Annotated in this window: 23 protein-coding genes and 1 pseudogene; 23 read left to right on the top strand and 1 reads right to left on the bottom strand. The window is 57.9% G+C overall.

All coding sequences use genetic code 11. From position 1 onward, the window contains the following. The 23 genes and pseudogenes from ACIQY3_RS23015 to ACIQY3_RS23125 form a co-directional block, all read left to right on the top strand. A pseudogene (locus ACIQY3_RS23015) lies at window positions 1-279 on the top strand (type VI secretion system contractile sheath large subunit); the annotation flags it as partial. A gap of 13 nt (window positions 280-292) precedes the next feature. Further along, the gene (gene tssE / locus ACIQY3_RS23020) at window positions 293-700 is read left to right on the top strand and encodes a type VI secretion system baseplate subunit TssE (protein ID WP_403024011.1); all 408 of its coding nucleotides are present in this window, start codon (window positions 293-295) and stop codon (window positions 698-700) included. Window positions 701-710: 10 nt separating this feature from the next. Next, the gene (locus ACIQY3_RS23025; RefSeq protein ID WP_403024016.1) at window positions 711-1,217 is read left to right on the top strand and encodes a PAAR domain-containing protein; all 507 of its coding nucleotides are present in this window, start codon (window positions 711-713) and stop codon (window positions 1,215-1,217) included. Window positions 1,218-1,221: 4 nt separating this feature from the next. Further along, window positions 1,222-2,073 (top strand): hypothetical protein, encoded by an 852-nt coding sequence (locus ACIQY3_RS23030; RefSeq protein WP_403024019.1) that lies wholly within the window; start codon window positions 1,222-1,224, stop codon window positions 2,071-2,073. After that, window positions 2,070-2,447 carry a hypothetical protein gene (locus ACIQY3_RS23035; RefSeq protein WP_403024341.1) on the top strand — a complete coding sequence of 126 codons (378 nt, stop codon included), beginning with the start codon at window positions 2,070-2,072 and terminating at the stop codon, window positions 2,445-2,447. Before ACIQY3_RS23030 ends, ACIQY3_RS23035 begins: the two co-directional genes overlap by 4 nt. Continuing rightward, window positions 2,444-2,902, top strand: a complete 459-nt coding sequence (locus ACIQY3_RS23040; RefSeq protein WP_403024022.1) for a hypothetical protein — start codon at window positions 2,444-2,446, stop codon at window positions 2,900-2,902. Before ACIQY3_RS23035 ends, ACIQY3_RS23040 begins: the two co-directional genes overlap by 4 nt. Window positions 2,903-2,926: 24 nt before the next feature. Then, window positions 2,927-4,714 (top strand): type VI secretion system baseplate subunit TssF, encoded by a 1,788-nt coding sequence (gene tssF / locus ACIQY3_RS23045; RefSeq protein WP_054617061.1) that lies wholly within the window; start codon window positions 2,927-2,929, stop codon window positions 4,712-4,714. Continuing rightward, complete coding sequence (gene tssG / locus ACIQY3_RS23050; RefSeq protein ID WP_403024026.1) at window positions 4,678-5,685, top strand: type VI secretion system baseplate subunit TssG; 1,008 nt, start codon at window positions 4,678-4,680, stop codon at window positions 5,683-5,685. The genes tssF and tssG overlap by 37 nt, the downstream gene beginning before the upstream one ends. Window positions 5,686-5,699: 14 nt before the next feature. Continuing rightward, window positions 5,700-8,354, top strand: a complete 2,655-nt coding sequence (gene tssH / locus ACIQY3_RS23055; protein WP_403024030.1) for a type VI secretion system ATPase TssH — start codon at window positions 5,700-5,702, stop codon at window positions 8,352-8,354. 10 nt (window positions 8,355-8,364) lie between these two features. Next, a complete protein-coding gene (locus tag ACIQY3_RS23060; RefSeq protein WP_403024033.1) occupies window positions 8,365-9,885 on the top strand; it encodes a sigma-54 interaction domain-containing protein in 1,521 nt (506 codons plus the stop codon). 93 nt (window positions 9,886-9,978) lie between these two features. Then, window positions 9,979-10,119: a type VI secretion protein gene (locus ACIQY3_RS23065; protein WP_092276060.1), complete on the top strand. Its 141-nt coding sequence runs from the start codon at window positions 9,979-9,981 to the stop codon at window positions 10,117-10,119. A 17-nt stretch (window positions 10,120-10,136) separates the two neighbouring features. Then, a complete protein-coding gene (gene tagH, locus ACIQY3_RS23070) occupies window positions 10,137-11,333 on the top strand; it encodes a type VI secretion system-associated FHA domain protein TagH (protein WP_403024037.1) in 1,197 nt (398 codons plus the stop codon). A gap of 5 nt (window positions 11,334-11,338) precedes the next feature. Further along, a complete protein-coding gene (gene tssJ, locus ACIQY3_RS23075) occupies window positions 11,339-11,839 on the top strand; it encodes a type VI secretion system lipoprotein TssJ (RefSeq protein WP_403024040.1) in 501 nt (166 codons plus the stop codon). Between the two features lie 2 nt (window positions 11,840-11,841). Then, the gene (tssK, locus tag ACIQY3_RS23080) at window positions 11,842-13,173 is read left to right on the top strand and encodes a type VI secretion system baseplate subunit TssK (RefSeq protein ID WP_403024043.1); all 1,332 of its coding nucleotides are present in this window, start codon (window positions 11,842-11,844) and stop codon (window positions 13,171-13,173) included. A gap of 5 nt (window positions 13,174-13,178) precedes the next feature. Continuing rightward, on the top strand, window positions 13,179-14,054 hold the full coding sequence (icmH, locus tag ACIQY3_RS23085) for a type IVB secretion system protein IcmH/DotU (protein WP_054048383.1): 876 nt from the start codon (window positions 13,179-13,181) through the stop codon (window positions 14,052-14,054). A 13-nt stretch (window positions 14,055-14,067) separates the two neighbouring features. Further along, window positions 14,068-17,607: a type VI secretion system membrane subunit TssM gene (gene tssM, locus ACIQY3_RS23090; protein ID WP_403024047.1), complete on the top strand. Its 3,540-nt coding sequence runs from the start codon at window positions 14,068-14,070 to the stop codon at window positions 17,605-17,607. Then, entirely contained in the window at window positions 17,607-18,335 is a 729-nt protein-coding gene (locus tag ACIQY3_RS23095; RefSeq protein WP_123408669.1) for a PP2C family serine/threonine-protein phosphatase, read from the top strand. Before tssM ends, ACIQY3_RS23095 begins: the two co-directional genes overlap by 1 nt. Then, complete coding sequence (locus ACIQY3_RS23100; protein ID WP_403024051.1) at window positions 18,332-19,333, top strand: serine/threonine-protein kinase; 1,002 nt, start codon at window positions 18,332-18,334, stop codon at window positions 19,331-19,333. Before ACIQY3_RS23095 ends, ACIQY3_RS23100 begins: the two co-directional genes overlap by 4 nt. A 28-nt stretch (window positions 19,334-19,361) precedes the next feature. Beyond that, window positions 19,362-21,398 (top strand): type VI secretion system tip protein TssI/VgrG, encoded by a 2,037-nt coding sequence (tssI, locus tag ACIQY3_RS23105; RefSeq protein ID WP_403024053.1) that lies wholly within the window; start codon window positions 19,362-19,364, stop codon window positions 21,396-21,398. Between the two features lie 22 nt (window positions 21,399-21,420). After that, window positions 21,421-21,858 carry a hypothetical protein gene (locus ACIQY3_RS23110; protein WP_403024055.1) on the top strand — a complete coding sequence of 146 codons (438 nt, stop codon included), beginning with the start codon at window positions 21,421-21,423 and terminating at the stop codon, window positions 21,856-21,858. Between the two features lie 23 nt (window positions 21,859-21,881). Further along, the gene (locus ACIQY3_RS23115) at window positions 21,882-24,581 is read left to right on the top strand and encodes a peptidoglycan DD-metalloendopeptidase family protein (protein WP_403024057.1); all 2,700 of its coding nucleotides are present in this window, start codon (window positions 21,882-21,884) and stop codon (window positions 24,579-24,581) included. A 5-nt stretch (window positions 24,582-24,586) separates the two neighbouring features. Next, on the top strand, window positions 24,587-24,982 hold the full coding sequence (locus ACIQY3_RS23120) for a lysozyme inhibitor LprI family protein (protein WP_403024059.1): 396 nt from the start codon (window positions 24,587-24,589) through the stop codon (window positions 24,980-24,982). Between the two features lie 163 nt (window positions 24,983-25,145). Then, a complete protein-coding gene (locus ACIQY3_RS23125) occupies window positions 25,146-26,462 on the top strand; it encodes a lysozyme inhibitor LprI family protein (RefSeq protein ID WP_403024344.1) in 1,317 nt (438 codons plus the stop codon). A gap of 55 nt (window positions 26,463-26,517) precedes the next feature. On the opposite strand, the gene ACIQY3_RS23130 is transcribed toward ACIQY3_RS23125, so the two are convergent. After that, window positions 26,518-26,907 carry a DUF6124 family protein gene (locus ACIQY3_RS23130; RefSeq protein WP_403024061.1) on the bottom strand — a complete coding sequence of 130 codons (390 nt, stop codon included), beginning with the start codon at window positions 26,905-26,907 and terminating at the stop codon, window positions 26,518-26,520. Window positions 26,908-26,909: the final 2 nt, after the last annotated feature.

Raw genomic sequence — 26,909 nt, forward strand, 5'->3', positions numbered from 1 at the left:
TACTTGAAAGTGCTGCAGCGCGAGCAACTCGGTTCGTGGAAAGAACGTACCGACCTCGAGCTGGAACTGAACAAGTGGATCCGCCAGTACGTGGCCGACCAGGAAAACCCAAGCGCCGAAGTCCGTGGCCGTCGTCCGCTGCGTGCCGCCCAGATCGTCGTCAGCGATGTCGAAGGCGAGCCTGGCTGGTACCGCGTCAGCCTGAACGTGCGTCCGCACTTCAAGTACATGGGTGCCGATTTCACCCTGTCGCTGGTTGGCAAGCTGGACAAAGAGTAAGCGGAGCTAACTCATGACTGGATACGGCAGCCTTTTCGAACGCCTGGGTGGCGACGCGGAAAAACGCGTCGGCTGGAGCCGCGAGGTCTCCGCCATGGCGTCCGTGGCTGCCCATCTGGCCAAGATGCTCAGCACCCGTGCGGGCAGCGTGCAAACGCTGTCCGATTACGGGCTACCCGATCTCAATGACATGCGTCTGAGCCTGCACGACTCCCTGAGTCAGGCCCGTCTGGCCATCGAAAATTTCATCGAAGCCTACGAGCCGCGCCTGAGCAATGTGCGTGTCATTTCCCTGCCGCGTGACCACGATCAACTTCGCCTGTCCTTCAGCATCGAAGGCCTGCTGGAAGTTGATGGTTTCAAGCGTCAGGTCAGTTTCGCCGCGCGCCTGGATGGCAGCGGTCAAGTGAAGGTCACTTAAGGAGATTCGTATGTCCGGCAAACCCGCAGCACGCGTCACCGACCCCACCGCTTGCCCGCTCCCCGGCCACGCCACCAACCCGATCGCCGCCGGTTCCGGCGACGTGTTCTTCGACGGCCTCCCGGCCGCCCGCCAAGGCGACGCCTCGGCGTGTGGTGGTGCGATGGTCGGTGGGTTGGCCACGACGGTTTTGATTAATGGTAAAGCGGCGGCGACTGTGGATTCCGTTGGGACCCACGGCAATAAGGTTGTTGCCGGGTCCGGGACGGTGATTATTGGGAATTCGCATTCGGCGGTGCCGTTTGTGGCGCCGTTGCCGGTGGTAATTCCCGGAGTATTTAATCGTGTTTTTTCTTTTCAGACAGTCGATGGACAGTCTGTAGCTAATTTGAATTACAGGATGGTATCCGAAAGCGGATTACAGAAAGCCGGATGCTCATCGGCGGCCGGGGACACTGGCTGTTTTTCCACCGGTAAGCAAAGCGAAATAGTCACTATCTACGTTTCTTCGGAGTAACAACGTGGAAACTACTATTGTCGTCGACGGTATCGCTCATGTTTTCGAGACTTCCGAAGGGAAGACTGAACTGAAAATACAAGCGGAAACTACCCCTAGTGAGGATAAGAAGCCCAAAGAGCTTCCGATTCCTAAGGTCTGGTTGGTAACGCGAGGTAATGGAGTGCCACTTTTTGCTCTAAAGCCTGCGCCGACCGATATTCAATTTAAAATTCTGACTGCTGAAAAGCTATATGAAGCAAAGCGCCAATGGTTTGAGCCGTTGGCCGATAATTACCGGGAAAAGATTTGGATCAATCCCGAATCTCTAATAGTTGGCTCCGAGTCTTACAGTGCTTATAAACATGTTGCTTGGGCGCAGCTTATAAAATTCGCGATCGTGGATCGTATGTCCATTAGCTTTGCGCCGACTATGCCTGGTGATTGGAAGCATAGTGCCGAAGGCGGAGCAGGCTTTGTATTGGTAATGATGGAGGGCGAACCCTACTGGGCAGATGCCATTGGACAGATCCCGTTCGCTACTGACACATACCGCCTGTATCTGGAAGAAACCAAGCAACCTGAAGCATCTATTCTGAAGACGGTTGATACTGGTATTAAGTACGGAGATGGTCTTCCTATTTTTCCTAAGGAGGATCTAACTAATGAATATGATAACTATATGGTGCTCCGTGGCGCACTTTGGGCATCTGAAAACTTTGAAGTTCATGTTGAAACGATAAGGGTTTTTGCGGGGCGCATGGGATATCGAGAAAGAATAGTAACGAGCACCTTGTATCGCGGTGCATCAGATCAGAAGTTGCGAAGTGCCATAACACAGGGTTCGGTAGATAAGTATGGGGTGTGGAAAAGATGATGATGAGGATAGCGGCAGGTTTACTCGTCCATTTTTTTGCGTGCGTGATTTATGTGGTTCTTAACTACTATGGTGTTTCTCTATACAAGTATATGTTTGGTGGGCTGACCTCCCGTGGGGTATCCATTGGAATAGCCATGTATTTGATTTTCTATTTGTTCATTGTTGTAAATTTAATTGTAGCGCTGGTTACGAAAATTTCGATTAAATTGATTGTGCTTTGTTTTATGATGACGGCGATATTGATCTATTTGTTACCTCTTTATCCGGTTCGTGCATTTGCGTACAGCATACTGACTGGCGGTTTAACCGCGTTGGCAATATTTGTTTCAAGAAAGGTGGACGAATTAATATTACAGCGAAGTGGAAAATGAGAACTGAAGTATTTGAAGAGGGCAAAGTCCTCACCATTTTCCAAGCCAATTTTTTCAGGGCAGCACTCTGGTCACCGCTCTTGGTGATGGTGGCTTTGACACTGCTTGAGCAGGGCAACGAATACGCAGCGGTTCTGGACTGGCAACAAATGCTGTTGATCTACGTCCTCACATTCGGCATCCCGGCCTACATTGCCTTTGCCCTGTGGGCAACGCGAGCACTGAACGGAAAAACCGAACAGCAGATTTTGAAAAGTGTGTGGCGCGCACCGCTGACGTTCATCCCTTTTTACGCCTCTCCGTGGGTGATTTACGGGTTGGTCTTTGTGCTTCTGGGGAATCTCGCCGGGTTCCCGATGATGTTTGGCTGGCTGGCTTTTTTACCGTACCTGCTCATTGTCGGTTACGTGGTTTCCGGTCTGACAGTCGCGCTCTACAGGACAGTTTTTTCATGAGATTCAATACCAGGCAGGTAACCCGTGTCCTTTAACCACTACTACCAAAGCGAACTCACCGCACTTCGCCAGTTGGGTCGTCGATTCGCCGAGCGTAGCCCGGCGTTGGCGCCTTTCCTGGGTCAGGCCGGGCGGGATCCGGACGTGGAGCGGTTGCTGGAAGGTTTTGCATTCCTGACCGGCCGCCTGCGCCAGAAGCTTGATGACGAGTTGCCGGAGCTCAGCCATTCGCTGATGCACCTGCTGTGGCCCAACTACATGCGGCCATTGCCGGCGTTCAGCATTTTGCAGTTCGACCCGCTGAAGCGTTCGGGGCCTGCGTTGATGGTCGAGCGCGACACGCCGGTGGAAAGCGTACCGATTGATGACGTGCGTTGCCGTTTCCGCACGTGCTACCCGACCGAAGTCTTGCCGCTGGATCTGGCCGCGCTGAATTACTCGGTGAAGGGCGATGGTTCGCTGTTGAGCCTGCGTCTGGAAATGAGCGCCGACGGTCACCTTGGTGAGCTGGAGCTGAGCCGCTTGCGCCTGCACTTTGCCGGCGAGCGCTACATCAGCCAGATGCTTTACCTGAGCCTGCTGCGCAACCTGGAAGGCATCGAGTTGATCCCGCTGGACGGCGCCGGCAAGCCGATCAAAGGCGTCAACGGCACGCCGATGGCGTTCAAGATGCCTGGCGACCGCGTGCAGCCAGTGGGTTTTGCCGAAGAAGAGGCGTTGATCCCGTATCCGCTGAACACCTTCCGTGGCTACCGCTACCTGCAGGAATACTTCGCCTTCCAGGACAAATTCCTGTTCGTCGACATCAACGGTCTTGACCTGCTCAAGGCGTTGCCGGAAGACACCCTCAAGCAAGTGCGCGGCCTCGAATTGCGCTTCGACATTCGCAAGAGCGGCATCCAGCGCCTGCGTCCGACCCTGGACAACGTGAAGCTCTACTGCACGCCGATCGTGAACCTGTTCAAGCACGATGCGCTGCCGATCCGCCTCGACGGAAAACAGGATGAATACCTGCTGCTGCCGGCGGAATTCGATCTGGAAAACTGCGGCGTGTTCTCCGTGGAAACGGTGACGGGCTGGAAGCCGGGCGGCCTCGGTTATCAGGAGTACGTGCCGTTTGAATCCTTCGAGCACGACCCGAGTTTCGACGTGCCCAACAGCCGTCCGCACTACAGCATCCGCCAGCGTTCGTCTTCGTTGCACGACGGCCTCGACACCTACCTGAGCTTCGGCATCCGCCACACCGAAGCCCACGAAACCCTGTCGATCGAGCTGATGTGCACCAACCAGAACCTGCCGCGCAAGCTCAAGCTCGGCGACATCAGCCAGGCCTGCGAAGAGACGCCGGAGTTCCTGAGTTTCCGCAACATCACCCCGGCCACCCCGAGTTATGCGCCGCCGCTGAACCGTGACTTCCTGTGGAAGCTGATCAGCAACATGTCGCTTAACTATCTGTCCCTGGCCGACGTCAACGCGTTGAAGGTGATTCTCGAAACCTACGACTTGCCGCGCTACTACGACCAACACGCTGAAAAAGTCAGCAAGCGCCTGCTGGGCGGGCTCAAGTCGATCAAGCACCAGCATGTTGATCGACTGCATCGAGGGTTGCCGGTACGCGGCTTGCGCACCGAGCTGACCATCGACCCGGAAGGGTATATCGGCGAGGGCGACCTGTTCGTTTTCGCTTCGGTTCTTAACGAGTTTTTCGCGCTTTACGCCAGTCTCAATTCGTACCACGAGCTGCGGGTAAAAAGCACACAGGGAGAGGTGTACCAATGGACACCACGTATGGGCCTTCAGCCGCTGCTTTAAGCGGACTGACCCGAGGAATACGCGAGTACTCGCTGTTTCAGGCCGTGCTGCTGGTGGTTGACCGGCTGCGCGAGGCCCACCCGCACCTGAGCCAGGACGATTTGTACGACCAGTTGGAATTCCAGGCCAACCCGAGCTTGGGTTTCCCTGGCAGTGACGTTGATCGCGTGGAGTTTTTCGCCGAGCACGGGCACCTGCGCGCGCGCATGCGTTTCAACCTGATCGGCCTCGTCGGTTCCGGTTCGCCGCTGCCGGCGTTCTACGGCGAACAAGCCCTGGGCGATAGCGAAGACGGCAACCCGACGCGCAACTTCCTCGACCTGTTCCACCATCGCCTGCAGCGGCTGATGCTGCCGATCTGGCGCAAGTATCGCTACCGCGCAAGCTTCGAGAGCGGCGCGCTCGACCCGTTCTCGGCGCAGCTGTTTGCACTGATTGGCCTGGGTGGCGAAGAGATCCGCAAGGCCCAGGAGCTGAACTGGAAACGCCTGCTGCCGTACCTCGGCCTGCTCAGTTTGCGGGCGCACTCGGCGGCGCTGATCGAAGCGGTGCTGCGTTACTACTTCAAGCACGCCGAACTGACCATCGAGCAGTGCATCGAGCGTCGCGTGGAAATCCTCGACGAACAACGCAATCGCCTCGGCCGCGCCAACAGCATGCTCGGTGAAGACCTGGTGCTCGGCGAACACGTACGCGACCGCAGCGGCAAATTCCGGATTCACATCCGTGAACTCGACTGGCTGCGCTTCCACGAATTCCTGCCGATCGGTTTCGGCTACCAGCCGCTGTGCGCGCTGGTGCGGTTCACCCTACGTGACCCGCTTGATTACGACATTCGCCTGGTGCTGCGCCAGGAAGAAATCCGCGAACTGCGAATTGGTGAGCAGAACGCCTGTCGCCTGGGATGGACCAGTTGGCTCGGCCGCGAAAAAGCGGACGGCGTGGTGACCCTGGGCAGCAAAATTCATTAAGGACAGATGACCAAATGAGCAACGTAGACCTGCAACAACTGATTCAGGCGCTGGACGCCGAAACCCGTCGCGACCTGGAAAGCTCGGCCGAACGCTGCGTCGCCCGTGGCGGCAGCAAGATCCTCGTCGAAGACCTGCTGCTGGGCTTGCTGGAGCGCCCGAACGGCCTGCTCGCACGCGCGCTGCAAGATGCCGAAGTGGACGCCGGTGAACTGAGCGCCGCGTTGCAATCCCGGGTCGAGCACAGCGCTTCGCGCAACCCGGTGTTTGCCCCGGAACTGGTGCAATGGCTGCAAGACGCCCTGCTGGTGGCCAACCTTGAACTGGGCCAGACCCAGGTCGAGCAAGCCGCGTTGATCCTCGCGCTGCTGCGCAATCCGATGCGCTACGCCGGCAGCCGCTACCAGGCGTTGCTGGCCAAGCTGAACATCGATCGTCTGAAAGAATTCGCCCTGTCGCAGAAAGAGCAACCGGCCACCGGCAAATCCGCCGTGCCGGGTGAGTCCCTGCTGGAGCGCTTCACCCACAACCTGACCCAACAGGCCCGCGACGGCAAACTCGATCCCGTGCTGTGCCGCGATGGCGCGATCCGCCAGATGGTCGACATCCTCGCCCGTCGCCGCAAAAACAACCCGATCGTGGTCGGTGAAGCCGGCGTCGGTAAAACCGCCATCGTCGAAGGCCTGGCCTCGCGCATCGCTGCCGGTGAAGTGCCGCAAGTGCTGAAGGGCGTCGAGTTGCTGTCCCTGGACATGGGCCTGTTGCAGGCCGGTGCGAGCGTCAAAGGTGAGTTCGAACGTCGCCTCAAAGGCGTGATCGACGAGGTCAAAGCCTCACCAAAACCGATCATCCTGTTCATCGACGAAGCCCACACCCTGATCGGCGCGGGCGGCAATGCCGGCGGTTCCGACGCGGCCAACCTGCTCAAGCCAGCCCTGGCCCGTGGCGAGTTGCGCACCATCGCGGCGACCACTTGGGCGGAGTACAAGAAGTACTTCGAAAAAGACCCGGCCCTGGCCCGTCGTTTCCAACCGGTGCAACTGCACGAACCGACCGTCAGCGAAGCGGTGACCATCCTGCGTGGCCTGGCCCAGGTCTACGAGAAGAGCCACGGCATCTACCTGCGCGATGACGCGGTGGTCGCCGCCGCCGAATTGTCGGCGCGTTACCTCGCCGGTCGCCAACTGCCGGACAAAGCCGTCGATGTGCTCGACACTGCGTGCGCCCGGGTGCGCATCAGCCTCGCCGCCGCCCCGGAAAGCCTGGAGCGCCTGCGTGGCGAACTGGCCGAGGGTGGCCGTCAGCGTCAGGCCCTGCGTCGCGATGCCGAGGCCGGTTTGCTGATCGATCACGAAGCGCTGGAGGCATTGGAAGCACGTCTGGAAGCAGCCGAAGACGAAAGGGTCGCGCTGGAAGCCCTTTGGACCGAACAGAAAGAACTCGCCGAGCGCCTGCTGGACCTGCGTCAGCAACTGGCCAAGGCCCGGGTTGCCGTCGCCGTCGAACCAACCGTCACGGTTGAAGAAGACGCCGAAGGCACCGTGATCGAAACCCTCGAAGCGCCTGTCGACGAAACCCAAACCGTCGAAGCACTGGAAGCCGCACTCAACGAAACCCACAAAACCCTGACGGCACTGCAAGTCAAAGAACGTCTGGTGAGCTTCGAAGTCTGCCCGCGTCTGGTGGCTGAAGTGATCAGCGCCTGGACCGGTGTGCCACTGGCGCAACTGGCCCGTGAGCACAACGCCAAGGTCGCGAGTTTCGCCACCGACTTGCGCGTACGCATCCGTGGTCAGGAACAAGCGGTTCACGCGCTGGACCGCTCGATGCGCGCCACCGCTGCCGGCCTGAACAAACCGGATGCGCCGGTCGGCGTATTTCTGCTGGTCGGCCCGAGCGGCGTCGGCAAGACCGAAACGGCCCTGGCCCTCGCCGACTTGCTGTACGGCGGTGATCGTTTTATCACCACCATCAACATGTCCGAGTTCCAGGAGAAGCACACGGTGTCGCGCCTGATCGGTGCGCCACCGGGCTACGTTGGCTACGGCGAGGGCGGCATGCTCACCGAAGCGGTGCGCCAAAAGCCGTACTCCGTCGTGCTGCTCGATGAAGTCGAGAAAGCCGACCCGGACGTGCTCAACCTGTTCTACCAAATCTTCGACAAAGGCGTGGCCAACGACGGGGAAGGGCGCGAGATCGACTTCCGCAACACGCTGATCCTGATGACCTCGAACCTGGGCAGCGACCTGATCGCCGAGCTCTGCGAAAACGGCGAGCGACCAACAGCCGAAGTCCTTGAAGAAACCATCCGCCCGGTGCTGAGCAAACACTTCAAACCGGCGCTGTTGGCCCGGATGCGCGTGATTCCGTACTTCCCGGTCGGTGGCCCGGTGCTGCGCGAACTGATCGAAATCAAACTCGGTCGTTTGGGCGAGCGCCTGAACCGTCGTCAACTGGAGTTCACCTGGTGCCAGAACCTCGTCGATCACCTGTCCGAGCGCTGCACCCAGAGCGACAGCGGTGCGCGCCTGATCGACCACTTGCTGGACCTGCACGTCTTGCCGCTGGTCGCCGATCGTTTGCTCGATGCGATGGCCACCGGTGAAAGCCTCAAGCGCGTTCACGCAACGCTCGATGGCAACGCCAGCGTGATCTGCGAGTTCGCCTGAGGTGGGTGTGATGTTCACTCAAGTGCCGCAACCACTGGTCTACGCCGAAGCCTTGCTGGCGCAGTTCGCCAGCCTGTCGCGGGCGGCGGACGGTGCTGCGCTGCTGGGTGACTTCGTGCGCGGCCTGGCCGAACTCAGCGGTTGCGAGTTGACCCAGTTGTACCTGCTGGACGCGACTCACACGTGCCTGGGGATGAACGCCGAGTGCCTCAACGGCATCCTGCAACCCCGGGAAGCGGCGAGCCTGCCGGCGGATTTCAACGGTGAACAACTGCTGCAATTTGCCCTGTGCCAGAACCGCGTGGTGTGCCTCGGTGAATTGAGCGGCAGCCTGCACGAAACCAGTTTCCTGCCGCCCCAGGTCCGGCCTTGGCAATCGCTGTTGTGCGTGCCGCTGGTTAATCAGCAGAAGGCCGTCGAAGGCTTGTTGCTGTGCGCCAGCCACCGGCATATCGACCTGCAAGGCTTTGCCGATTCCCTCGGGCAACTGGGTTCGTTCGTGCTCGGCCAATTGCATCTGCTGCAACGGTTGCGTCGGCCAGTGGGCAATTCATTGCCGACACCGCTCAGCGTTCCGAGCGCCAGCGGCTATGGGCTGATCGGCAAGAGTTCGGCCATGCGCCAGACGTATTCGCTGATCAGCAAAGTCCTGCACAGCCCGTACACCGTGCTGCTGCGCGGCGAAACCGGCACCGGCAAGGAAGTGGTGGCCCGGGCGATTCACGATTGTGGCCCGCGCCGCTCCCAGGCGTTCATCGTGCAGAACTGCGCGGCGTTCCCCGAGAACCTGCTGGAAAGCGAACTGTTCGGCTACCGCAAAGGCGCCTTCACCGGCGCGGATCGCGACCGCGCCGGGCTGTTCGATGCGGCCAATGGCGGCACCTTGTTGCTCGATGAAATCGGCGACATGCCGTTGTCCCTGCAAGCCAAGCTGTTGCGGGTATTGCAGGAAGGCGAGATCCGCCCGTTGGGTTCCAACGACACGCACAAAATCGACGTGCGCATCATCGCCGCGACGCACCGGGATTTGGCGGTGCTGGTCAGCGAAGGCAAATTCCGCGAGGACTTGTACTACCGCCTCGCGCAATTCCCGATCGAGTTGCCGGCCCTGCGTCAGCGCGAAGGCGACATCCTCGACCTGGCCCGGCACTTCGCGGAAAAAGCCTGCGCATTCTTGCAACGGGACGCGGTGCGTTGGTCCGATGCGGCGTTGGATCACCTGGCTGGCTACAACTTCCCTGGCAACGTGCGCGAACTCAAAGGTCTGGTCGAACGGGCGGTGTTGCTGTGTGAGGGCGGCGAGTTACTGGCCGAGCATTTTTCCCTGCGCATGGAAACCATGCCGGAAGACACCAGCGGCCTGAATTTGCGCGAACGCCTGGAACAAGTCGAACGCAGCCTGCTGCTCGATTGCCTGCGCAAAAACGACGGCAACCAGACCCTCGCCGCCCGCGAACTCGGGCTGCCACGCCGCACCCTGCTGTACCGCCTCGGGCGCCTGAATATCAATTTGGGTGATTTCGATGGGTAGGCAAACGACCTTCGATTTCACCTCATTCGCTTCTAACAGCGCCGCCCGAAAGGGTCGGCGCTTTGTGCTTTGTCTACCCATGGAGACCCTCTGATGCCTGTTCGTCACTGGCAAGCCGTCCTGCTGACCCTCGTCGTTCTATGCGGCCTCGGCGGCTGCAGCGGCAATTACAAATTCAACGACAACACCTATCGCCCATTGGGTGATCCGCAGGCGGTCAATCGCGGCAAGTGACCGCAAGGAGCATCATCATGGAACTGGTTTTCGAAATGCTGAACACCAAGCAGTTCGTGCCCACGGATTTGTGCCAGAAGACCTTCAAACAGGCTGGTGGCGTGATTGGCCGGGGTGAGGATTGCGACTGGATCATTCCGGACCGCAAGCGTCACCTGTCCAACCACCACGCGTTGATCAGCTACCGCGAAGGCACGTTTTACCTGACCGATACCAGCAGCAATGGTATCCAGGACAGCGAGAGCGGCGCACGCCTGCGCAAGGGCGAAGCCATGCGCATCGAGCACGGCAGCGTGTACGTGCTGGGTGACTTCGAGATCCGCGCGCGCCTGGTGCGTGACCCGGCGACCTTCGACGTCGAAGTCGGCCGTCCGCAAGCGGCGGGCAGCATCATTCCTGACGATGCGTTCCTCGACCTCGACCCGCTGAACGCCCTCGATCAGCAAGAGCGCGTGTACTCGGAAATCGACGAACTGATTTCCCCGCGCAATGCGCCCGAAGACACCCGTCAACGCGCCGACTACGCGCGCATCGACATGGAAAGCCTGATGGTCCCGGAGCTGATCGAAGCCCCGGCCGAACCTGCGCCAGCGCCGCCGCCGAAAGCGGTCGAGCGCCAAAGCGAAGGCTTCTGGGAACACTTCGGTGCCGCCCTGGGCGTGGACCTTAAAGGCCTCGACCACGACGCTCGCGAAGCCCTGGCGCTGAACGCCGCGCGCCTGCTGAAGCAAAGCGTCGGCGGTTTGCAACAGAGCCTGCGCACTCGCAGCGAGTTGAAAAACGAACTGCGCCTGGCCCAGACCATCGTCCAAGGCACCAACAAAAACCCGCTGCGCTTCGCGGTGGATGCCGGTGAAGCGCTGGGCATTTTGCTGCAGCCGAACAAGCCGGGGCAGTTGCCAGCGGAGCAGGCAATCGCCCGTTCGTTCCGTGATTTGCAGGCGCACCAGGTGGCGTTGCTGACCGCCAGCCGCGCAGCCGTTCGCGGCACGCTGGAGCACTTCTCGCCGGAGCAGTTGACCTTGCGTTTCGAACGCGACAACAAGCCGATCCTGGCCACTTCCGGCAGCCGCTGGAGAGCCTACGGTCGTTATCACCAGGCCCTGCGTCAGGACGATGACTGGAGCGAACGCCTGCTGGCCCGCGACTTCGCCCAGGCCTACGAAGAACAGATCCGCCTGATTTCCTCCCTTCACAACGACCACCAAGGATGATGCGCATGTCTCGCTGCTCGACCGCTTTTTTCAAGACGCTGACAGCGCTGGCCGCCCTGGTGCTGCTGGCCGGCTGCTCGTCGCTGTCGCCGTACTCCCACGTCACCAAACTCAACCTGAAGCTGACCGCCAGCGATCAACTGAACCCGGACCTCAACGGTCGTCCGTCGCCAATCGTCGTGCGCCTGTTCGAACTCAAGCACCCGGTGGCTTTCGAGAACGCAGACTTCTTCAGCCTGTACGAGCGCGCCAAGGAATCCCTGGCCCCGGACATGGTGGCTACCGAGGAGCTGGAATTGCGCCCGGGCGAAACCGTCGAGCTCAAGCTCAGCGTGGAGGAGGGCAGCCGCTACGTCGGCGTCCTCGCCGCCTACCGCGACCTGCCGGAAACCAAGTGGCGCTACACGGTGCAAGTCACCCCGGTGGAAGTCACCGACGCTGACCTGACACTCGACCAGTCCGGCATCCGCAACACCAATGAAACGCTCGCCAAGGCGGTTGACTGATCATGAACTCCCATAAAGTCATTTGGCAGGAAGGCATGCTGCTGCGTCCGCAGCACTTCCAGCACAACGATCGCTACTACGACCACCAGATGAAGACCCGCACCCAGTTGCTGGGCAGCTACACCTGGGGCTTCCTGAACCTGGACATCGACTTGCAGTTCCTCAACATGGGCAAACTGGTGATCAGCCAGGCCTCGGGGATTTTGCCGGACGGCAGCCTGTTCGAACTGGGCGGCAACACCGAGCCGTTGGCTCTGGACGTGCCACCGAACACCGGCAACACGCCGATCTACCTGGCGCTGCCGCTGGTCACCGGCAACCACATCGAGGCCCGTCGCCCGGAGCAATCCGACGTGCTGGCGCGCTACACCGCGTATGAATCGGAAGTCGCCGATTCCAACGCTGGCGATGATTCTTCCAGCCAAGTCAGCTGCGCCCGTCCGGACTTCAAACTGTTGCTCGGCGAGCAGCAGAGCGACCAGGCCTACGTGAAGCTGAAAATCTGCGAAGTGCTCGACACCACGCCGGACGGCGTGATCAGCCTCGACCCGGACTTCGTGCCGACCTACATCCAGGCGCATTCTTCCAGCTACTTGCTGTCGTGCCTCAAGGAAGTGATCAGCATGCTCGGCCACCGGGGCGACACCATCGCCGACCGGATCCGTTCCAACGGCAAGGTCGGTGGCGCGGAAGTCGGCGACTTCATGATGCTGCAACTGATCAACCGCACCGAACTGCTGCTGCGCCACTACCTTGGCCTGGAGCAGGTTCACCCGGAAGAGTTGTACCGCGCGTTGCTGACCATGCTTGGCGAACTGGCGACTTTCTCCAGCGACAGCAAACGCCCGCGCCTGGACAGCCGTTACCAGCACAGCGACCAGGGCGCGAGTTTCCGCAAACTGATGGAAGCGATTCGTCAGGTGCTGTCGATGGTGCTCGAACAGCACGCCATCGAACTGGTGCTGCAAGCGCGTCAGTACGGGATCATCGTCTCGCCGTTGCACGACCACAAACTGCTGGGCTCGGCGTCGTTCGTGCTCGCGGCCAGTGCCAACTGCGATTCCGAAGAACTGCGCCACCGCTTGCCGGCGCACCTCAAGGTCGGCCCGGTGGAACGCATCCGCCAACTGGTCAACCTGCATCTGCCCGGCATCAAGGTCAAACCGTTGCCGGTGGCCCCGCGGCAGATACCGTTTCATGCCGCCAACACCTATTTCATGCTTGAACTCGGTGCCCGGGACATTGAGCAGTTGAAGCAGTCGGGAGGATTTGCCTTCCACGTCAGCGGTGAATTTGCCGAGCTTGAACTGAAATTCTGGGCCATCAGGAACTGACCGACATGATCAAGGACACGGAATACAACCAGGACGACAAAACCGTCCTGCTCGATCGCCAGGGCCACGGCCCGGCGCAGAGTCCACTGACCGATTTCGCTGCACCGCCGCGTTTCGAACAGCTCGAAGAACGCATGATTTACGCCGCGCGTCTGCGTCCGGCGGAAGCGTTCAACATCAGCCTCAATTCGCTGGTGGCCGCGGGCTCCGATTTGTTGTCGGAAGTGGTGCGCCTGAAGCACAGCGACACCCGCGAAGACATGTACGCGCTCAACGAGCGACTGACTTCCGCGCTGAAGCTGTTTGAAGTGCGCGCGCTGCACAACGGCGCCGAAAGCAGCCAGGTGATGGCCGCCCGTTACGTGCTCTGCACCGTGGTCGACGAAGCCGTCGTGACCACGCCGTGGGGCAACGAAAGCGAATGGTCGCAGATGAGCCTGCTCAGCAGCTTCCACAACGAAACTTTTGGCGGCGAGAAGTTTTTCCAGCTGCTGGATCGCCTGTCGAAAAACCCGGTCAAGCACCTGCCGATGTTGGAGCTGATGTACCTGTGCCTGTCCCTGGGCTTTGAAGGCAAGTACCGGGTGCAAGCCCGCGGCATGCTCGAGCTCGAAGGCATCCGCGACGCTTTGTATCGCCAGATTCGTCAACTGCGCGGCGACGTGCCGCGCGAGCTGTCGCCCCATTGGGAAGGCTTGAACGATCAGCGCCGCAGTCTGGTGCGCATCGTGCCGGCGTGGATGGTGGTGCTGTTCACGTTGGTGTGCCTGGTGGTGATGTATTCGGGTTTTGCCTGGGTACTGGGCGAGCAACGCGAAACCGTTCTGCAACCTTATCAGCAGCTAGATCCGGCCGCGGTCCAGCCGCAGTCGCAGCCGTAAACAGGGACGTGTGATGAAAAAGTTTTTCAAGAAAGTCGGCGCATTCTTGCGCAAGACCTGGGTCTGGACCCTGTTGGTGGTGCTGTTCGTCGCGCTGCTGGTGTGGTTCGTCGGGCCGCTGCTGGCCGTTGATGACTACAAATTCTGGGAAGGTTCGACCTCCCGCCTGCTGACCATCAGTGTGCTGTTCCTGATCTGGGGCCTGACCATGGTCTTCGTCAGCTGGCGCGCGGGTGTTCGCAAGAAAGCCATCGAAGACACTGAAGATGGCCAGGATCGCATTCGCCGTGAAGAGCTGATCGACGAAGAGCAGAAAGAGTTGAAAGTGCGTTTCAAGGACGCGCTGAAAACCCTCAAGACCTCGAGCCTGTATCGCGGTCGCAGCGAGCGCTGGCGCAGTGATTTGCCCTGGTACTTGCTGATCGGTCCACAGAGCAGCGGCAAGACCAGTTTGCTGGACTTCTCGGGCCTTGAGTTTCCGATCAACAAGATCGACCGCAAACTGACCCGCGACACCCTCGGCACCCGTCATTGCGACTGGTACTTCGCCGACCACGGTGTGCTGATCGACACCGCTGGCCGTTACCTGACCCAGCCGGATGCCGAAGTCGATGGCAGCGCCTGGAGCACTTTGCTCGACCTGCTGCGCAAGCGTCGCCGCAACCGTCCGTTGAACGGCGTGCTGGTGACCATTCCGGTGGAAACCCTGCTGAGCGGCAGCGAGCAAGACCTCGACACCCTGGCGCGCCAGGTCCGTGCGCGTTTGCAGGAAGTGCATCAGAAACTCCACGTCGATGTGCCGGTTTACCTGGTGTTGAGCAAGGCTGATCACCTGCTTGGTTTCGACGAGTTCTTCGATCAACTGACCCGCGAAGAAAGCGATCAGGTGCTCGGCACCAGTTTCCGCAAAGAGCAAAGCGGCACCGACGTTGCCGTGCTGCGCGCCGAGTTCGAAGAGCTGCTGCGTCGCCTGAACAGCCAAGTGATCATGCGCATGCACCAGGAGCGCGACACCCAGCGCCGTGGCCGCATTCTCGACTTCCCGCATCAACTGGGGCAGATCGGCGAGCGCCTGTGCCTGTTCGTTGACATGGCGTTCACCGGCAACCGTTATCAGCGTGTCAGCCAGTTGCGCGGTTTCTACCTGACCAGCGCACCGCACCTGACTCAAGAGATGGACCAGACCACCGCCGGCATCGGCGCCAATCTGGGCATCAACTCTGGCGTGCTGCCAACCCTGCGCAGCGGTCGTTCGCGCTTCATTCACCATTTGCTTAGCCGCGTGATTTTCCCGGAAGCCGATCTGGCGGGCCTGGACAAGCGCGAACGCAGCCGCATCCACTGGGGCCAGCGTGCCTTGTACGTGGGTGCATTGGCGGCGCTGGCGCTGTTCGGCATGCTCTGGGCGGGTGGTTTCTCCGCTAACTACGAGCGTCTGGAAAACCTGCGGACCCTGGCACAAAACTGGACCCAATCACGCTCGGCACTGACGGCGCGTGATGATTCCATGGCGGCGCTCAAGACCCTCGACAGCAGCTACGCGGCGACTCAGGTGTTCCCGAAAAAGGGTGACGTGAGTTACCACGAGCGTGGCGGTCTGTATCAGGGCGAAGAGTCCAATCCGGTGGTCAAGGCTGCCTACGAGCGTGAGCTTGAAGCGCAACTGTTGCCACGGGTCGCGACCCTGCTGGAAGGGCAGATCCGCGCCAACATGCAGGACCGCGAGCGTCTGCTCAACAGCCTGCGTGCGTACCTGATGCTGAACATGAAGGATCGCCGCGACGCGGGTTGGTTGAAGGATTGGGTCGCCACCGAGTGGTCCCAGCGTTACGCCGGCAACACCGCAGTGCAGAACGGCTTGAACACTCACTTCGAGCGTTTGCTGGAGCAGCCGTTTATCTACCCGCTGAACGATCAACTGGTGGCCCAGGCGCGTCAGGTCTTGCGTAGCGAGTCCCTGGCCAACGTGGTTTACCGGATGCTCCGCGAGCAGGCCCGCAACCTGCCGGAATACCGTTTGAGCCAACACATGGGGCCGCAGGCTTCGATGTTTGTCGGCACCGACTACGTGATCCCGGGGTTCTACACCCAACAGGGTTATCAGCAGTACTTCTCGGTGCAGGGCGCTTCGTTGGTCAGCGATATCCTGCGCGACAACTGGGTGCTGGGCGAAGGCTCGGGCATCAGCGGCATGGACTTGCGTCGCTTGATGGTCGAACTGGAGCAACTGTACTTCCGCGACTACGCCAACTTCTGGAGCGAAGCCGTGGGCCAGGTGGCATTGCCTGCGATCAGCGACTTCAGCGAGGGCGCCGAGCAACTGGCGGGCCTGACCTCGGCTAACTCCCCAGTGCTGCAACTGCTGGTGGAAGTGCGCGAGAACACCCGGTTCCCGGCAGATGCCGAGCCGGTTGATCAAGCAGCCGATGCTGCTGGCGCATTGGCCGAGCAGAAAGGCAAGTTGGGCAAGATCGGCAAACTGGCGTCCGCCGCTGCGGACAAGGCGTCCGATATGGCCGCCGCCAAGAACCTGCCGGACACCGCGAAGAAATCCCTGCAACGGCGCTTCGAACCGCTGCACCGCTTGCTGGATGACAACAACGGCCCGGCTGCTGATTTGACCCCGGCCCTGACCGCGCTCAACGACCTGCAACTGCAAGTCGCGAGCCTGGCCCGCGCCAGCTCGCCAGAGCAGGCTGCCTTCGAAATGGCCAAGACCCGCATGGGCGGCCAGCGTGATGCGCTGAGCAACCTGCGCAATGCGTCCAACCGTTTGCCGCGTCCGGTCAGTGTCTGGTTCAACGTGTTGGCCGAAGACACCTGGCGTCTGGTGCTCAACGATTCCTACGCGTACCTGAACCAGCGCTACCAGAGCGAGTTGTACGGTTTCTATGGGAAGGCGATCAACAAGCGTTATCCGTTCAGCGCCCACAGCACCAGTGATGTGGCGATCAGTGACTTCCGTGAGTTCTTCAAGGCCCAGGGCATCGTCGATCGTTTCTTCGACACCTACATGCGTCCCTTCGTCAGCGGCGATCCGGGCAACTACCGCATGCGCAGTGTCGATGGTCACAGCCTGCCGATCTCCAAGGTCTACCTCGACCAGATGGCCGCGGCGCAAACCATTCGCCAAAGCTTCTTCGCCGAGAACCCGGCCGAGCCGCAAGTGCAATTCAAACTGGAGCCGTACACCCTCGACCCGGCCGTCAGCCGTTCCGAGTTCAAGTTTGGCGACAAGACCATGGAATACCGTCACGGCCCGATCCTGCCGATGGCCTTCAAATGGCCGACCGATGCTGAAGACGGTCGCACCAGCCTGGTCCTCGACAAAATGGTCGGTCGCCCGATCGGTATCGAGAAGAACACCGGCCCATGGTCGCTGTTCCGTCTGTTCGACCTGATGCAGACCGAGTACCTGAACGGTCGCGACGTGCTGGTCCTGAAAGCGGACGTGGGTGGCCTGCGCGCCAACTACCTGCTGTCGAGCCAACGCACGCCGAACCCGTTCGACATGGGCGTGCTGCGCACCTTCCGTATGCCGGTGCAGCTCTGATGCTGGTTGCCACTCCCTGGCGCAGCGCTGCGCGTACCGATCCGGGCAAGGTTCGGGCGCGCAACGAAGATGCTTTCCTCGACTGTCCACAGCAGGGGCTGTGGGTGGTCGCGGACGGCATGGGCGGTCATCAGGGCGGCGACATCGCCAGCCAGTTGATCGTCGCCAGCCTGGCGGAATTGCCGGTGCAGGACGACTTCGACGAACGACTCAAAGGCATTCGCCAGTGCTTGCACTGGATCAACCGCCGCTTGGGCCAGGAGTTGACCGTCACCGCCGGGCGCCACGACAGCATCATGGGCAGCACCGTGGTGGCGCTGCTGGTGGAAGGCAGTCGCGCGGCCTGCATCTGGGCCGGCGACAGCCGTTGCTATCTGTGGCGCGGCCAGCGCTTGTATCAGCTGTCCAAGGACCATTCGCTGCAACAGCAACTGATCGACGAGCAAAACATGAGCATCGAAGACGCCCGCGCCCATCCATCGGCCCATGCCCTGACCCGTGCGGTTGGGGCCGCCGATGTGCTGACGCTGGACGTGCTCGAACTCGAGGTTTACCCCGGCGATACGTTCCTGTTGTGCAGCGACGGTTTGTACCAAGGGCTCAGCAGCGATGCCCTGGGCAACGCCCTGAGCCTGACCGCGCCGCACGTTGCGCTGGAGCGTCTGTTCGACGGCGCTTTGCGTGGCTCGGCGAGGGACAACCTGACTGCCGTGGTGATCCGCCAATGACTGAACTCATGCGACCGATCGACGACCTGCTGGTGAGCGAAGAGCAGGACAACAACCTGACCTACTTCGCGTTCGCCAAGCCCAATCTGGCTTCACCCATGCTGGCGCCGACCCGGGCCAGCGTCGGTGAACTGCCCGACGTGCTGGCGGGCCGTTACCGCATCGAGCGCCTGCTTGGTGCCGGTGGCATGGGCGCGGTTTACCGCGCACGGGACTTGCTGAGCGAACAGTTCGGCGATCCCGACCCTTACATCGCGCTGAAAATCCTCAGCGAAGAATTTGCCGAATCGCCGGACGCCAGTGCCTTGCTCTACAGCGAGTTCGCCCTGACCCGACGCCTGCGCCACGACAACGTGCTGCGCTTCCACACCTTTGAAGTCGACACCGACTGCCAGCGCGCCTTCATCACCATGGAACTCATGCGTGGGCTGACTCTGGACAAATTACTCTGCGAGCGGCCCCTGGGCCTGCCGTGGAAAGAACTGCGCGACATCGCGCTGCCGCTGCTCGACGCGCTGGCCTATGCCCACGCTCGCGGCGTGCTGCACGGTGATATGAAGCCGAGCAACGTGATGCTCAGCGAAGAAGGCGTGCGCCTGTTCGACTTCGGCCTCGGCCAGGCCGAAGAAGGCATCTTGCCCGGCCTGCCGCACCTGAGCCGCAGCCGCTTCAACGCCTGGACTCCCGGCTACGCCGCGCCGGAACTGCTCGAAGGCCAGCCGCTGACCGCCCGCGCCGACGTCTACGGCGTGGCTTGCGTGCTCTACGAACTGGCCGGCGGCAAACACCCGTTCCGCCGTTTGCCCTCGACTCAGGCCCGGGACGAACGCCTGGAGCGCGAACTGCACGCCCCCCGGAATCTACCGAAACACTGCTGGCCAGCCTTGCGCAAAGCGCTGACCTTCAACGCGGCTGATCGCACCATCAGCGCCGCCCAATTACGTAGCGCCATGGGCGCCACTTCGTCTTTGCTGCAACGCCTGCGACTGCGGGCGTAACGGATGACTACCGAACAGGGAGCAAACTATGTTCAACCCCGCTAACGAAACGCACTTCAGCCTCACCGTTGAAGACTACGTCGGCGACCTGCAAGTGCTGTCGTTCACCGGCACCGAAGGCATCAGCCAGCCGTATCGCTTCGACCTTGAACTGGTCAGTGAAAACCCGGACCTGGACCTGGAAAAACTCCTGCACAAACAGGCGTTCCTCGCGCTCGATCCACAGGGCTCCGGCATCCACGGCCAGATCTACCGCGTCGCCCAGGGCGATGCCGGCAAACGCCTGACCCGCTACAAAATCTCCCTGGTGCCGCAACTGCAATACCTGCATCACCGCACCAATCAGCGCATCTACCAGCAGATGTCCGCGCCAAAAATCATCGCGTTGATCCTCGATGAACACGGCATCAAAGCCAACGCCTACAGCTTCCAGCTCAGCGAAACCTGCCCGGACCGCGACTACTGCGTGCAGTACGACGAAACCGACCTGCACTTCGTGCAGCGTTTGTGCGAAGAAGAAGGCATTCACTACCACTTCCAGCACAGCGAAAAAGCACATTTGCTGGTGTTCGGAGATGACCAGACCGTATTCCCGAAACTCGGTCAGCCGACTGCGTATGTGCAAGGCAGCGGCCTGGTCGCGGATGAACCGGTGATCAAAGGCTTCAAGCTGCGTCTGGAAACCCGCACCAGCCGCACGACCCGCCGCGACTACGACTTCGAAAAACCGCGCCTGCAACTGGAATCCGGCTACAAACCCGACGGCGAAAGCACCGAGCCGGACCTGGAAGACTATGACTACCCGGGCCGCTTCATCGACCGCGCGCGCGGCAAGTTCCTCAGCCAACGCGCCCTCGAACGCCATCGCGCGGACTACCAACAAGCCGAAGGCTGGGGCGACCAGACGCGTTTGATCAGCGGCCACTTCCTGGAAATGTCCGACCACCCGCGCACCGAGTGGAACGACCTCTGGCTGCTCACCGAAATCTTCCACGAAGGCAAACAGCCGCAAGTGCTGGAAGAATCGGTGCCCAGCGACACCACCGACAACAAAGACGACTTCCACCAGGGCTACCGCAACCGCTTCCTCGCCACCCCGTGGGCCGTGTTCTACCGCCCGGCGCTGGAACACCCTAAACCGCGTGTACTCGGCAGCCAGACCGCCATGGTCACCGGCCCCAAAGGCGAAGAAATCCACTGCGACCAATACGGCCGCATCAAGGTGCAATTCCACTGGGACCGCGAAGGCCTGGCTGACGACAAAACCAGCTGCTGGATGCGCGTCTCCAGCTCCTGGGCCGGCGACCGCTACGGCGCCATCGCCATCCCGCGCATCGGCATGGAAGTCCTCGTCACCTTCCTCGAAGGCGACCCCGACCAACCACTGGTGACCGGATGCCTGTACCACAAGGAAAACCAGGTCCCCTACGAACTGCCGGCGAACAAAACCCGCACCGTGTTCAAAAGCCTCAGCTCACCGGGCGGCGGCGGGTTTAATGAACTGCGGATTGAGGACAAGAAAGGCGCGGAGCAGATCTTCATTCATGCGCAGCGGGATTGGGATGAAAACATCGAGAACGATCAGAAGATTCGCGTCGGCAATGAACGCCACGACACGGTGGAGAAGAACACCTACACCGAGTTGAAGGCGGAAGAGCATCGCACCACGATTTCGGATCGGAAGATTGAAACGCGGATGGATGACCACCTGACGATTGGGCAGAACCAGCATGTGAAGTTGGGGACTGCGCAGCTGACTAGCGTTGGGAAAGAGATACATCTTAAGGCTGGGGACAAGATTGTTATTGAGGCGGGGATGGAGCTCACCGTGAAGGCGGGCGGGAGCTTTATCAAGCTGGATGCTGGTGGGATTACGGTGGTTGGGCCCGTTATCAAAATCAACGCTGGTGGGTCGGCGGGCTCTGGCACGGGGATCGGGATTAAACCGCCGGTGCTGCCGGGGGCTGCGGATCAGGATCAGGCGGGGAGTTTGATGGATCAGGCGTTGATGAATGCGCCGCCTGAGAAGGTTAAACCGAAGGCTTTTTTTGTGTTTTCTGAGTAAAAATCAAATCAAGGACTTAGCAATGAAAGCTCAGCTACGTAGCAGTTTTTTAATATTGGCCTCAATACTTGGTTCGTTTTCTGCCGGGGTCCAGGCTGCGAGCAGCGACGCAGGTTTATGCCCTTCTAAAGAAATTAATGCATTTCTAGCTGCGTTTTCTGAGAACTCTTCAGTCCAAGAGGAATTTACTAATTTTCCACTTAAAAAAACTATAACAGTAGATGCGGAGCCTGAGCCAAAGCAAGAAGCTACGCTTATCGAAAGGGCCAAGATAGTCTTTCCCGTAATTCCGGATAAAAAACTTCGGGCAGTGAGCGGTCTTGAAATGCAGGTCATGGACAGTACAGGTAAAGTGGCTACCGTGAAGTTAGAAAAACCAGATACGGATTATCAAGTAATATATATATTTAAACTAAGTGCGTGCTGGTATTTAGACGAAGTCAAAGATTATTCACTTTGATTGCCATTTCATAAGGAGATTTTATGTCTTTCGCTGAAGTGATGCTTCGTGTTTTGCCGCCCGTAAACGGTCAGCAACCACATATTACGGGTCACTATGGTGAGCAGCGACCGAGCGGCCCCCATGGCGGTACGGATTTTAACTATATTGGTGGGCAGAACGGTATAAATTTACAATATCCAAAAGTATATTCGCCAATTGCCGGCGTAGTCACATTTACAGGTGGATCTTATGGCACGATTAAGATCAAGGATGCTGATGGCAATAGTCACGAAATTCTGCACACGAGCAGCCATGTTGTAAACGTAGGGGCGACTGTTGCCGCTGGCGATGAAATTGGCGCGATGGGTGGGCAAGGCCCGAATGGCTCCGCACAATATCCTCGTCACGTTCATTATCAGATGAAGAGCCCAACCAACGCGTTGATTAGCCCTGAAATATGGTGGAATGATCAAACAGTTGCTCCGAGTGCTCCCACAGCTACGCCTGAGCAAACTCCGTTCAGCCTTTTGAATTTTCAGTTTCCAATACGAAAGCCAGGTGGTGCCCAGTATAGAGATGCAGACGAAATCTTTACCGCCATTCAAACCGAAAGTTCTGGGCACTATCTTCTGGGGAATCACAAGTTTTGGCACGGGGGAATACACATTAGTAATTCCAGTTCTCCCCAATGCATTAGTGACGAACCCGTTCGATGCATGGCCGATGGTGTTGTCGTCGCCTATCGCTTGAATAAAAATTATCTGGAATCGACATTTGATGGGGGCGTTGGCGCTGAAATTCTTAAGTACTCAAACTCTTTTTGCTTGGTTCGGCATGACTACAAGTCTCCACCCAATACGCAGGTGACTCCGAGTACAAATAATACGCTGACTTTCTACAGTTTATATATGCATTTGCTTCCATTTGACCGCTACCCCCTTGAACCTGGCGGCGGAACGAAAGTTCGATCGAAGCCTGGTTATTGGCAGGGTAAAGTTAGGGCAAAAGTCACGGGTAGTGGATTAACCCTTCGTAATGCACCAGCGACCTTAACTCATGGTGCTAATGCTGGGGCGAAAAAAGGTAGTTCTATGGTCCTATGTACCAATAGTATTATTGAATTCGATAGCGCGAAAGTGATCAACCTTAAGCTGAACGGAAAATTACTTCGAATGGCGGAATGTACATTCATTCCTAGCTCCTCAAATCCTCCTACGGGGCTAAAAGATCATAATACCCCCGTGCCTTCTTCATTTTGGGCTTGTGTAGAGGATGTGAGTCCAAACCGCGTGGTCGAATGGCAAGACTTAACACCGGCAACTTATGATGCCGTAATTCCGATGAACATGAAGATTAAAGCTGGGGACACGATTGGATATCTTGGCTTGAACGAGGTCTTGGCTGGCCCCAATGGCGGTGTGGCCCGTAAGCATCAAGTGCATTTAGAGATATTTACAGCAGATCAAAAAATTAACGATTTTTTGGCTAACCGTGCGGGTGTCAATAAAGGAAAAAGATATCTCTATTTAGCCAGTGGCACGTCATTGACCAAGAAATTACCAGAGGCAGGTGAGATTTTACTCTCTGCAGATCATAGTGTTGAATTAAGTAAAGCTCCAATATTCAAAAACCCCATTGAGTGGTACGAAGTATCAGTAATAGAAAATAATCAAAGTATTTCAGGGCTGGTAAAAAAATCAGAAGCCAAAATTATCACTCAGCATGATTTGGAGAAGCTCGGGTTTCGTATAGTTAAAGAAACTAATCCAAGCGCTGATGGTTTTTTAGATCCAGACGATATGCCGCCTTTCTTTAAAAAACTTTATGAAGATCTGGACGCACTGGGCAACCATGATCAAACAGTTACCCCTGAAGATTTTCCGGAAGCGTTAAAGAATGTAGATTTTAGAGATCACTGGTCGAAGTTGGTTGCGTATCATCCTACAGAGTGGAAAGAAAAATCAGACTCTGCCAAGTGGAGTCGGCTAAATCAAATTCTTGAGAGCTCTCCTGCTATTCTTGAGCATGAAAAAGAGCGGATTGATAAGCTTGTTTTTTGGAATGATCCTGTCATCCAGTCGGCAGGACTGGGTGATGGCAATATTTGGCACTTCCACCCAATTGCTATTATCGGTAACTTTTTGGCCAAGGAATCGTCCAAAGGTGGACAAATAACTTACGACGCAGAGGGCAATGATATTCCTGGGTCTCCATATTTTAGTCGTCATATACATTGGCCAGGGAATGACTTGTCAGGTGTCACCTTAGGCCGTGGTTACGATATGGGGTCAAGGACAGAAACCGAAATATACAATCATATGCTCGCCGCTGGAGTTGACTCGGCTCAGGCAACGAAAATTTCCAAGGCGCACGGATTAAAGGGGAGTAACGCTAATAATTTTGTTACTCATAATCGTGCCGACATTGGAGACATTACTCTTGAGCAGCAGGAGGCGTTATTTGATTTGATTTATCCGGACTATGTTGCGAAAGCGATCGTAAACTATAATCACTGGACGTCCTCTCTTTCGGAGCGTCTAGAGTGGGACGCTTTAAGCTCTATAGTCAAAGATATTTTGGTGGACTTTGTGTACCAAGGTTTCACAAAAGGTGCAAATCCCATGAAGGCCGGGATGAAGGATGATGTTGATCAGTTGATAAGCTATATCGAAAATACTCCCGCTATAAGCCAGTATGAGCAGGGAAGAAAGCGTGCTGCATATTTGAGAAAAAACAGGTGATGAATATGAAAAAAATTTTGCTAATGGCTGCACTGTTATTTCCAGTTTCAGTTCTCGCTGCACAAGTTGGGTGCGGCGAAACTTCTACAAGCCAACAAGTCGATGTTTGTGCTAAGTTGGCAAAAGATGCTGCGGATGCTGATCTTAATAGCAGTTATAAAAAGCTGTTAAATAGAGTAAAAACTCAGTACGAAGCTGACCAAAATATGGGTGATAGCTTTATGACTAAGCTCAAAGAGTCTCAGCGTGCTTGGCTAAAGCTGCGGGATACGAACTGTGCGCTCGAAGCATTTGAAATTGAAGCTGGGCAGCCCGCTTATGTGACTACAGTGAACAATTGTATAGCTAGAATGAGCATGGAGCGTTCGAATTATTTGAATAAGACATTGCCAGATTTGTAGTAGGTTGAAGTTGGGCGGAATTTTTTCTTGTTAAGTTTGGTACTTGAACAAACCCGCCCTGCTGAACGTGTTAGCCATTATCAAATTCTGCTCAAACCTAAAGCCGGTATTTTATTATGCAGATCAAGGATTGAAAACAGTGAATCGTTTTGGATTGATTTGCATGCTGGGCACCTTCGCGCTATTGCCGGCTTCGGCAGCGTTTGCCCAAGACGATTGCAGCGACATTAACTCCAGTTTGCAGGTTGTCCCGTGTTCCGAGGATGCGAAAAAAGCAGCCGATTTCCAGTTGAATACGAGCTATCATCAATTGATGGCAAGGCTTGAATCTCAATACCGGGCCGATCCCAGATTGGGGGCAGAGTACTCGGCGACGGTGAAGGAATCACAACGTGCATGGATCAAGTTACGGGATACGAATTGCGCCGTAGAGGCGTTTGAGATTGAGGCAGGTAAGCCCGCCTATGTGGGGATGGTAAACAACTGCATTTCTAGCATGAGTCAGGAGCGTTCGGCTTACCTGGATAAGATAGCTCCCGATGTTGTGAGCGGGACGAATGCGTCGTGTCCGTCCCAAGATTTTGCTCAGTTCCTGCCCGCGTTTTCCGCCAATGCCGAGTCCCAGAAACGCCTGACCGCACTGGCGGTAAAAATATTGGTGTTGAAACGGACCTCAGACCCTGGCCGATTTCTGCCGGAAATTACTGCTGAGCCAGGCGCCAGTTTGACGTTTCCGTTGATGGCTGCGATCCAGGGCAAGACTGAAACCGTTGAGGTCGAAACGGTCGACGACACTCACATGAATGTTGTGGATAAACGGGCCGGTAACAGCAATATCAAGATTTTTAACTTTGCTAAGAAATCGTGTTGGGCGCTGGTGGGGATTGAGGATTGGTCGCTCAGTGAAAAGGAGCTTGTCGAACCCGCTAGATCTGGAATGAGCCGCACCGAGAACCTTTGTTATCAACGTGCCGAGGGTTTGGGTGGGCTAGGGTTTCTTGAGCAATACCGTCTGACTGCGGAGTTGATTGAAGCGTCCCTGGAAAACTATGTCTGTGCTGCGGAGTCGGGTGATCCGGAGGCGAGTTTGTCGGCGGCACGTTTGAGTCTTTCGCAGATGGCGCCTCAATTGGAAACCAGCAAGGTCGAGGCTTTATTCAAAGCCGCATCGACGACAGCGAGCGGTGCGCTGGGTTATGCCACGTATTTTTGTAACGGTAATTCCACGGACTATAGCGGTCCTTGCCTGCACCCGGAGCAGGCAGAAAAGCAGGCTATTCGCGCTGTCTCCATGGGGTCCACGGATGCGATGGACTATCTGGGCTCTACTTTTGAAAGTGGCGAGTTGGGAACGAAGGATCTGCCCCGGGCATTGGCCTGTTATCAAATGTCAGCTGATAAAAACACCCCGCAGGGTATCGCCGGTGTAAAGCGCTTGGTTTCGCAAGACCCAGACTTGAAGGCCAGTCGCTGCCTGTAAATTCCGCGGCTATAAACATTGAAGAAGGGGACATTAAGTCCCCTTCGTACTTTTGCTACGCCTTAGCCCGATGCGCCCCCGGATCAGGCGAGTCAATTTGATCCAGCGCTCGTTCCACCAATAAATGCACGCCGTCCGCCAATCGACTCAGCGCCAAGGCTACCGAGCGGCGTGTGCCCTCCACGTCGTCGGCCAGGTCAGCAGCGATGGCGCTGATGGACAGCAGGTCTTCGGACGCATTGGCCAGGAGGGTTTCGGCGTGGAGGTCGCAGGAGGCGGTGAACAGGGCGCCTTTGCGGGGCTTGGATTTGGGTTTCGCGTCGGGGTTTGGGCCGAGGTGGTAGTCGAGGGCACGTTCGGCGGCTTCGTGGAGTTTTTTCGAATCGAGGGATTCGTAGGGGGATGTGGATAAGTTGTCGGGTGGGTTAGGCGTGTGCTTGATCATAG

Origin of the sequence: Pseudomonas sp. NPDC096950 (assembly GCF_044762525.1) — a bacterium.
Classification (GTDB): Bacteria; Pseudomonadota; Gammaproteobacteria; order Pseudomonadales; family Pseudomonadaceae; genus Aquipseudomonas.